The sequence below is a fragment of the Phenylobacterium sp. genome (assembly GCF_044372605.1).
Lineage (GTDB): Bacteria > Pseudomonadota > Alphaproteobacteria > Caulobacterales > Caulobacteraceae > Phenylobacterium.
Window position 1 is genome coordinate 1 of record NZ_JBILRO010000159.1, and the last position, 8,000, is coordinate 8,000.

Annotated in this window: 12 protein-coding genes and 1 tRNA gene; 3 read left to right on the forward strand and 10 right to left on the reverse strand. The window is 65.1% G+C overall.

Features of this window, described 5'->3' with window-relative positions:
- Nucleotides 1-677 (forward strand): GIN domain-containing protein (locus ACIQ42_RS12725; RefSeq protein ID WP_397422568.1); only part of this gene is annotated, 677 nt, incomplete at its 5' end.
- 10 nt (nt 678-687) lie between these two features.
- Here the strand turns inward: ACIQ42_RS12725 and msrB are convergent.
- From msrB to ACIQ42_RS12755, 6 genes are all read right to left on the reverse strand, one after another.
- On the reverse strand, nt 688-1,188 hold the full coding sequence (gene msrB, locus ACIQ42_RS12730; RefSeq protein ID WP_397422569.1) for a peptide-methionine (R)-S-oxide reductase MsrB: 501 nt from the start codon (nt 1,186-1,188) through the stop codon (nt 688-690).
- Between the two features lie 31 nt (nt 1,189-1,219).
- Nucleotides 1,220-1,663 carry a GNAT family N-acetyltransferase gene (locus ACIQ42_RS12735; protein ID WP_397422570.1) on the reverse strand — a complete coding sequence of 148 codons (444 nt, stop codon included), beginning with the start codon at nt 1,661-1,663 and terminating at the stop codon, nt 1,220-1,222.
- Nucleotides 1,660-2,640, reverse strand: coding sequence for an N-acetyl-gamma-glutamyl-phosphate reductase (argC, locus tag ACIQ42_RS12740; RefSeq protein ID WP_397422571.1), 981 nt, complete (start codon nt 2,638-2,640; stop codon nt 1,660-1,662). Before argC ends, ACIQ42_RS12735 begins: the two co-directional genes overlap by 4 nt.
- Before the next feature lie 85 nt (nt 2,641-2,725).
- Nucleotides 2,726-3,238: a 30S ribosomal protein S9 gene (gene rpsI, locus ACIQ42_RS12745; protein WP_397422572.1), complete on the reverse strand. Its 513-nt coding sequence runs from the start codon at nt 3,236-3,238 to the stop codon at nt 2,726-2,728.
- Complete coding sequence (gene rplM, locus ACIQ42_RS12750; protein WP_397402142.1) at nt 3,238-3,711, reverse strand: 50S ribosomal protein L13; 474 nt, start codon at nt 3,709-3,711, stop codon at nt 3,238-3,240. The genes rpsI and rplM overlap by 1 nt, the downstream gene beginning before the upstream one ends.
- Nucleotides 3,712-3,903: 192 nt before the next feature.
- Nucleotides 3,904-4,935 carry a COX15/CtaA family protein gene (locus ACIQ42_RS12755; RefSeq protein WP_397422573.1) on the reverse strand — a complete coding sequence of 344 codons (1,032 nt, stop codon included), beginning with the start codon at nt 4,933-4,935 and terminating at the stop codon, nt 3,904-3,906.
- Nucleotides 4,936-5,029: 94 nt separating this feature from the next.
- On the opposite strand from ACIQ42_RS12755, the gene ACIQ42_RS12760 reads away from it, so the two are divergent.
- Entirely contained in the window at nt 5,030-5,227 is a 198-nt protein-coding gene (locus ACIQ42_RS12760) for a DUF2842 domain-containing protein (RefSeq protein WP_397422574.1), read from the forward strand.
- Between the two features lie 23 nt (nt 5,228-5,250).
- Here the strand turns inward: ACIQ42_RS12760 and ACIQ42_RS12765 are convergent, their stop codons facing one another.
- Nucleotides 5,251-5,934 carry a hypothetical protein gene (locus tag ACIQ42_RS12765; protein WP_397422575.1) on the reverse strand — a complete coding sequence of 228 codons (684 nt, stop codon included), beginning with the start codon at nt 5,932-5,934 and terminating at the stop codon, nt 5,251-5,253.
- Nucleotides 5,935-5,975: 41 nt separating this feature from the next.
- Between ACIQ42_RS12765 and ACIQ42_RS12770 the strand changes: the two genes are divergently transcribed.
- Nucleotides 5,976-6,052: transfer RNA gene (locus tag ACIQ42_RS12770), tRNA-Pro, on the forward strand.
- A gap of 25 nt (nt 6,053-6,077) precedes the next feature.
- On the opposite strand, the gene ACIQ42_RS12775 is transcribed toward ACIQ42_RS12770, so the two are convergent.
- From ACIQ42_RS12775 to ACIQ42_RS12785, 3 genes are read right to left on the reverse strand one after another with little or no spacing between them, the layout of a single operon-like run.
- Complete coding sequence (locus ACIQ42_RS12775) at nt 6,078-6,476, reverse strand: MerR family transcriptional regulator (protein WP_397422576.1); 399 nt, start codon at nt 6,474-6,476, stop codon at nt 6,078-6,080.
- Between the two features lie 15 nt (nt 6,477-6,491).
- Nucleotides 6,492-6,920: an integration host factor subunit alpha gene (locus tag ACIQ42_RS12780; protein ID WP_397422578.1), complete on the reverse strand. Its 429-nt coding sequence runs from the start codon at nt 6,918-6,920 to the stop codon at nt 6,492-6,494.
- A complete protein-coding gene (locus tag ACIQ42_RS12785) occupies nt 6,893-7,873 on the reverse strand; it encodes a beta-ketoacyl-ACP synthase III (RefSeq protein ID WP_397422577.1) in 981 nt (326 codons plus the stop codon). Before ACIQ42_RS12785 ends, ACIQ42_RS12780 begins: the two co-directional genes overlap by 28 nt.
- Nucleotides 7,874-8,000 lie beyond the last annotated feature (127 nt).

Here is an 8,000-nt window from a genome sequence, read left to right on the forward strand (position 1 = left end):
AACATCTGGGCTGGGACGACGATGACGGCTCCATTCAACAGCGTGACCTGGGACCGCAAGCCACGCGGACCCTGCCCTGGTCCGGCGCGGACCGGCTCGATGTCAATCTGGCGGCCGATATTCAATACATCCAGTCCGCCGGTCCCTCGAGCGTGGTCATCACCGGTCCGGAGAGAGCCGTGAACGACGTTGTCATCCGCGGCGACAGCCTTCGCTACGAGCATGGTGCCCGTCACGGTCGGCGCGGCTATCCCACGCTCAAGGTGGTGATCCGGGCGCCCGCGATTTCCGAGTTCGACCTGTCGGGGCGCAATAACCTCTCGATCGAAGGCTACAATCAACCCCGGCTGAGCATTGATGTTTCCGGATCCGCCGAGGTGACCGCGACCGGAACGGCCGATGAAGTGACCCTTGATCTGTCGGGCGCCGGTGACGCCAACCTGGGCGCTCTGAAGTCAAGGTCGGCGCGGGTGGAGGTTTCAGGGTCTGCGGACGCCATCATCGCTCCCACGGAAAGCGCGCAGCTGGAGATCTCCGGGTCGGGGGATGTCCGGTTGCTCACCAACCCGAAGTCGCTGGAAACGGACATCACGGGTGCCGGCCGGGTCACGCAGGGCGCGGCGGCGGCTCCTGCTCCGCCTGTGGCGCCGCTTCGAGCGGGCGGCGCGAAGACCTGATGTTATCGGCTCAGGCGGGGACGAATCTCAGGGCCAGACCGTTGTTGCAGTAGCGCAGGCCAGTGGGTCGGGGGCCATCGGGAAACACGTGGCCCTGATGGCCCAGGCATCGTGCGCAGTGATACTCGGTGCGCGGCACGCCGATCTTGTAGTCGATCTTTTCCCCTACCGCGCCCGGCAAGGCGCGGAAGAAACTGGGCCAGCCGGTGCCGCTCTCGTACTTGGTGTCAGAGCTGAAGAGCGGCAGGTCGCAGCCGAGGCAGACAAACGTGCCCTTGCGCTTCTCGCGGTTCAACGGACTGGTTCCGGCGCGCTCGGTATCCTCCTTACGGAGCACAAGATAGCTGGCGACGGGCAACCGCTTTCGCCACTCGGCATCGCTCAGCCGGCGGAAGGGCGAGTTCGCGAAGGGGTCTGCCGCTTTCGTGGCGGCGGTGGCCAGAGCCGGACTGAGCAGCGCGCCAGCTGTGGCGATCAGCAGGGTCCGGCGGTCAGGGCAAAGGTGTCTCATGTTCACTCATACGTCCGAAGTCGCCGGAAGGTTACACGGATGAAGGGCGCGATTCATAGCGCACATCGGGTGTCTTTTCCTCGTTGGCCTCACCGTCGGTGAACTCAACGGCCCGGAAGCCGCGGGCCTCATAGAACCTGCGTGCGCGTTCGTTCTGCTGGAAGGTCCAGAGTTGTTTCGGCGCTCCGGAGGCCAGAACATGCGCCAGCAATGCGGCGCCGAACCCCTGCCCGTGTCGGTCCGGATGAACGTAAAGCTGGTTGATCCAATCGTCGGTGAACACGGCGTAGCCTGCGACCACGCCATCGGCCTCCGCCACCCAGGCCGGGTCTTTCGGCAGGATCTCGCCGCCCATCCACGCGACCGCCTCGTCGATGGTGTGCAATTGCGGTAGAAACGTCAGGGTTCGCATGGCCAGGATGTGCAGCGTCCCCATGGCACGGGCGTCGCGCATCTCGGCCGGACGCAGGATCACAGTCCGGCTTCCTCCGGCAGACCCAGCATCAGGTTGAGGTTCTGCACCGCCGCGCCGGAGGCCCCCTTCCCCAGATTGTCGAGGATCGCCACCAGCCTGGCCTGCGTTCCGGCCGCATTGCCAAAGACGAAGAGCCGCATCCGGTTGCTGCCGTTCAAGGATTGGGGATCAAAGGCCGGGACATAGCCTGCAGCGCCGGCTCGTACCGACTGGAGTTCCGCAGTTTCAGTAAGGCTGGCCAACTCCACAAAGCGTTCGCCGGCATAGGCCCGCGCCAGGGCGTCGTACAGGTCCCGGGGCGACGGTGCGCCCGGCATGGCCCAAAGCTGCAGCGGGACTTCCACCAGCATGCCCTGGGCGAAGCGCCCCACGGACGGGGCGAAAACCGGCGGATGGGCCAATCCGCTGTGAATCTGCATCTCGGGCAAATGCTTGTGCGCCAGGGTCAGGCCGTAGGCGCGGAAGGCGTCATCCGTACCCGTGGCCGCTGGCTGGCTCTCGAATTCGCCGATCAGGCCCTTTCCGCCGCCGGAATAGCCGGAGATCGCGTTTACCGTCAGCGGGAAGTCCGCCGGAATCAGGCCTGCGGCGACCAGCGGCCGGACCAGGGCGATGAAGCCGGTGGGGTAGCAGCCGGGGTTCGACACCCGCGTCGCCTTGCCGATGGTCTCGCGCTGGGTCGCTGACATCTCGGCAAAGCCGTAGGCCCAGTCCGGCGCCGTTCTGTAGGCCGTCGACGCATCCACCACCTTGACGGTGCTCGACGTGATCAGACCAACGGCCTCGCGCGAGGCGTCATCAGGCAGGCAAAGCACCACGGCGTCCACGCCATTCAGCAGTTCGGCGCGGGCATCGGCGTCCTTGCGCCGCGCCGGATCGATGGAGACCACCTGCAGGTCGCTGCGCCCCGCCAGTCGCTCCCGGATCTGGAGCCCCGTGGTGCCGGCTTCGCCGTCGATGAAGATCGTGTGGGTCATAAGGTCAGTGTCCAGCCAAAGAAAAAGGGCGCTCCGGTTTCCCGAAGCGCCCCGATCCGTAAACGCGAGTTGTCGTCGCGCGCGGTTAGCGCTTCGAGAACTGGAAGCTGCGTCGGGCTTTCGCCTTGCCGTACTTCTTCCGCTCGACCACGCGGCTGTCGCGGGTCAGGAAGCCATGCGGCTTCAGCACGGCGCGAAGGCCGGGCTCATAGTAGGTGAGCGCCTTGGAGATGGCGTGGCGGATCGCGCCGGCCTGGCCCGAGAGACCCGAACCGGTGACCGTGATGTCCACGTCGAACTGGCCGACCCGGTCGGTGACCTGGAACGGCTGGGCGATCATCATCCGCAGCACCGGACGGGCGAAATAGACCGTCTGGTCACGGCCGTCCTTGTGCTTGGGGTCTTCGCTGCCGTGAATGGTGATCTTGCCCTTGCCAGGCTTGAGCCAGACGCGGGCCACGGCGTTCTTGCGCTTGCCGGTCGCATAGGCGCGGCCATGGGCGTCCAGCTTCTGGACGTGAACAACGGGCTCAGCCTGCGTACCCATGCCCTTCAGGGCGTCGAAGCCGGTGGCTTCGGTCGTGGTGGCTTCCGACATCAGGCGCTCCGCACGTTCTTGGCGTTCAGATCGGCGAACGCGATGGTCTCGGGGTTCTGCGCCGCGTGCGGGTGCTCGCCGGCATTGTAGATGCGCAGATGGGTGAGTTGCTTGCGCGCCAGGGGGCTTTCCTTGGGCAGCATGCGCTCGACGGCCTTCTCCAGCACCCGCTCGGGGTACTTGCCCGCCAGCAGCTGGCCCGCGGTGCGCTTCTTGACGCCGCCGGGGTGGCCCGTGTGCCAGTAGTAGATCTTGTCGGCCAGCTTCTTGCCGGTCATCTTCACCTTGTCGGCGTTGACGACGACGACGAAGTCACCGCAATCGACGTGCGGCGTATAATCGGGCCGGTGCTTGCCGCGAAGACGCATGGCGATGAACGAGGCCAGACGACCGACAACGGCGTCCTGGGCGTCGACAACGATCCACTTCTTCTCGACCTCGGCAGGCTTCAGCGAAGCCGTAGTGCTCTTCAGCATGAGGGTGTGTCCATAGAACCTGTTCGGGCGTGCTGGGTGCGCACCCGACGTGAGGCGGGGCATATGCCGGGTGGAAGGCTCGCTGTCAACCCAAAGGGGAACGCGGAAATATTGCTAACTATCTGACAAATAACGGGATATTCAATACGGTATCATAATACCGGATGTATTTCATGCGCCCCGCACAGATCAGCTGCGACGAACCCGCCAGGCGAAGGCCACCGCCAGGATCAGCAGGAACGCCGCCGCCAGTTGATGGGCGATCCCCAGGCCGACGGGCGCACCGGCCATCAGGGTGACGATCCCAAGCACGCCCTGCAGGATCACAGCCCCGGCCAGACCCAGGCCGAGCAGCTTCTCGCCCGATGACAAAATGCGCGACCGCAACGCGGCGATACCCATACCGATCGCCATGAGCGCCAGCACGTAGGCCAACAGCCGGTGATGGAGTTGCACCGGCCCTTGCGTGTGCGCCACGGTCGCCCAAAGGGTCGCGCCGGGATAGTCATCCGGGATCAGCGCGCCGTTCATCATCGGCCAGTCGTTGTAGACGAAACCAGCGTCATTGCCCGCAACCAGCGCGCCAAGCAGGATCTGCAGGTAGATCAGCCCGATCAGCACGGTCGATGCCCGACTCCAGCCATCGTTGGGCCTCGACCGCGGCGCCCCGGCCCAGGCATCCAGTGCCGTCCAGACCAGCAACCCCAGCAGGGCGAACGCCAGCCCCAGGTGAACCATCAGCCGCTCCGGCGCGACGGAGACCCGCTCCGAAAGCCCGCTGGCCACCATCCACCAGCCGACCGCGCCCTGCAGGCCGCCCAGCACAAAGATTCCGCCGATCCGCCAGAACAGCCGCCGGGGAATCTCGCGCCGGATCGCAAACCAGGCGAAGGGAAGCGCAAACACCACGCCCACAAACCGCCCCAGCGCCCGGTGGGACCACTCCCACCAGTAGATGACCTTGAACTCCTCCAGGCTCATGCCGGCGTTCAGTTGGCTATACTGGGGGATCTGTTTGTAGAGCGCGAACTCCGCCAGCCAGTCGGCCAGCGACAGCGGGGGCAAGGCGCCGGTGACCGGCTTCCACTCGGTGATCGAGAGCCCGGAGTCCGTCAGTCGGGTTGCGCCACCGACGATGACCATCCCCAATACCAGCAGGGCCACCACAAGCAGCCAGATCGCGACAGGTCGTGAACGGTCGGAACGCAGGAACGAGGTCATCGGCGCGGCTCGCGCACTTTCGAGGTTTGAATCGGGCTGTCCCTATAGCGGGCTTACCCCGAAGCCTCCAGCCCGCTATGAGGCGCATATGCCAATGCGCCTTCGAAAACTGGTCGGTCTGGTCGCCATCCTGGCGTTCCTGCTGTTTTACGTCGTGGTGGTTTCGTCGGTCGGAGATCACGTGCCCAGACACTGGGCGGCCCAACTGGTCTACTACGCCATAGCCGGCACCCTGTGGGGCGTGCCGCTGTTTCCCCTGTTCCGCTGGATGGAGCGCGAGCCTGGAAGCTGAGGCGTCCCAGAGAATAAGTTCGACTAATTCTTAAATCGCCCCTTCCGGTCGCGGAAGAGTACCTTGAAACGCCAGATGTCGTCGGCAGGCGGTGCAATTCCGACCGGCGCCGCGCCTGCACTCATCCATCCCTTTAGGATCATTCGCGCCACCGCTTCATCAAAGCCCCAATCAGCTGGCCGAACGTCGAGAAGCTTGCAGTCCTTCAACTGGTCGTCGGATGCCACCCGGCAATCCATGACGACTTCACCACCGACTGCATAACGTGCGGCGCGCTCGGGATAGAAGGGTCCTGCGACACCATATTCCCGGTAGTCGCCCGAGGATTTGAATTTGGCATCACGCCATGGCGGCGCGGGACCAGGAGGGATAAAGCGGATCGGGAAAACAATTCCGGAGGCGTTCCGCATCGCAGCCTTTGGGGTCATGCGAAAACCTGCCGCGAGCTCCACTGCTGCCGCGCCAAACCCTACGCCGGGGGGATCTTCGCTCAGAACACTGCAGTTTGTGAGATTTCCATCTGGGCTCGGCACACATTTTATCGTGGCTTTGCCGCCCGGAACGCCCTTGGCGGTTTGCGGATAGGCTTGGAGAACCTGACTTGGCGATGGAAGCCGCGCCCAAATCGGCTCGTCGGCTGGCTCAGCGGCGGCCGGGCCTGCAATGAGTACGCAGAACGCCGCCACCAACTTTGTCGTTGCTCTCATCTGCCCATCCGCTAGAAGACGCGCCTCGCCGCCGGGCCCTTCGGAGCGTGGCGCAGCTTGGTAGCGCACTTGACTGGGGGTCAAGGGGTCGCAGGTTCAAATCCTGTCGCTCCGACCAGCGGCCGGCGGCGAGATTCTTTCCTTCAGTTGCGGAGCAGCCCGTCGAGGCGAGCCTTGGCGGTTTCCAGATCGTGCAGGGCCAGCAGCAGCGGCGTTACGCCGCCCGTCTGTGCCGCGCGCGGCGGCGGTGGGCTCGCGACCGCCGTCCCCTCCCCCGCCCCCGCGGCCATCAAAACCTTGATGCCCTGCTCGCGATGCAGCTTCTGGACGCCCTTGATGGTATAGCCTTCATCGTGGAGCAGGCGGCGCACACCGGCCAGCACCTGGATATCCACGGGGCGATAGAACCGGCGACCGCCCGCACGCTTCATGGGCTTGATAAAGCCGAACCTGGTTTCCCAGAACCTCAGGACATGTTGCGGCACGCTGAGCTCTTCCGCAGCTTCGGAAATGGTCCGGAAGGCTTCGGGACCCTTGGCCACGGGACGATCCCGCCCTTACCGCGACAGCGCGCGGTCGACGCGGGCCTTCATCACCTGCGAGGCGCGGAAGCCGATCACACGGCGGGGCTCGATGGCGGCGGGCTCGCCGGTCTTGGGATTGCGGCCCATCCGGGCGCGTTTGGCCCGCACCTGAAACACGCCAAAGCCCGAGAGCTTGACCTGCTTGCCGTTTTCAAGCGCCACGCACATCAGTTCCAGCACGCGTTCGACCAGCTCTGACGAGTCCTGCCGGGTCAGGCCCACCTGCTCGTGGACTGATTCACAGAGATCCGCCCGCGTGACCGTCGCACCCTTCATGACCGCTCTGACCCCGTTCTCATTTTGCTCGTTCTTCCTGAGTGTCCCATTGTGACAAAGACTGCAAGTCGCGCGGCGTACTTTGGCGCGGCTGTCGGCTAAAGTCGCAGAACGCAGGCGCCCCAGGTCAGCCCACCGCCCAAGGCCTCCAGCAGCAGAAGCTGTCCCGGCTTGATGCGGCCATCCTTGATGCCATGATCCAGCGCAAGCGGGATCGAGGCGGCCGACGTATTCGCATGGATGGCCACGGTGGAGATCACCTTGGTCTCATCGATCCCCAGGCGCTTGGCCACGCCCTCCAGGATGCGCTGGTTGGCCTGGTGCGGGATAAACCAGTCGACATCCGAGACCTCGACCCCGGCATCCGCCGCAGCTGCGGTCACCGCCTCGGAGATATTCACGACGGCGTGGCGGAACACCTGATTGCCGAGCATCCGCAGATAGCCGGTCTGGCGGTTGGTGGAGACACCGCCGTCCACATAGAGCAGGTCCTGCTTCGTGCCGTCCGCGCGCAAGGCCAGGCCCAGCAGGCCGCGATCCGCCGTCGTCCCCTGGCCTTCGCCCGGTTCCAGAACCACAGCTCCGGCGCCGTCACCGAACAGCACGCAGGTGGTGCGGTCGGTCCAGTCCATCAGCCGGGTCATGGTTTCGGCCCCGATCACCAGCGCGCACTTCGCCCGGTTGCGCGCCACGAACCCGTCGGCCACAGAAAGGGCATAGACAAACCCCGAGCAGACCGCCTGGACATCGAAGGCGATCCCGATCGGACATCCCAGCTTTCGCTGCACGATGGCCGCCACTGCGGGAAAGGTCAGGTCAGGCGTGGTGGTGGCGACGATGATCAGATCAACGTCCGCCGGCGTCCGTCCTGCGGCCTCGAGCGCCCGGCGCGCCGCCTCGACCGCCAGGTCGGAGACCGGCTGGTCGTCTGCCGCCTGATGGCGCTGATGAATGCCCGTGCGCTCGCGGATCCATTCATCCGTGGTGTCGACCCGGGTCGAAAGTTCGGCGTTGGTGACAACCCTCTCCGGCAGGTACCCGCCAACGCCCGTCACCACACTGCGGATGATTCCCGTCATCTCAGACGGCTCCATCGACGGCGGGCGCAATGCCCACCAGGGCCTCGGGCAAGCGCTTCATATTCTGCTCGATTTCGGCGGCAAAGCCGCTCTGGGCCACATTACAGGCGGCCTGGATAGCTGCGGC

Excerpts from the sequence above, each read along its gene's own strand:
- rpsI (WP_397422572.1), bottom strand. The coding sequence starts at position 3,238 with ATGTCGGAAGCCACCACGACCGAAGCCACCGGCTTCGACGCCCTGAAG.
- msrB (WP_397422569.1), bottom strand. The coding sequence starts at position 1,188 with ATGAGACACCTTTGCCCTGACCGCCGGACCCTGCTGATCGCCACAGCT.
- ACIQ42_RS12765 (WP_397422575.1), bottom strand. The coding sequence starts at position 5,934 with ATGAGAGCAACGACAAAGTTGGTGGCGGCGTTCTGCGTACTCATTGCA.
- ACIQ42_RS12755 (WP_397422573.1), bottom strand. The coding sequence starts at position 4,935 with ATGACCTCGTTCCTGCGTTCCGACCGTTCACGACCTGTCGCGATCTGG.
- ACIQ42_RS12760 (WP_397422574.1), top strand. The coding sequence starts at position 5,030 with ATGCGCCTTCGAAAACTGGTCGGTCTGGTCGCCATCCTGGCGTTCCTG.
- argC (WP_397422571.1), bottom strand. The coding sequence starts at position 2,640 with ATGACCCACACGATCTTCATCGACGGCGAAGCCGGCACCACGGGGCTC.
- ACIQ42_RS12785 (WP_397422577.1), bottom strand. The coding sequence starts at position 7,873 with ATGACGGGAATCATCCGCAGTGTGGTGACGGGCGTTGGCGGGTACCTG.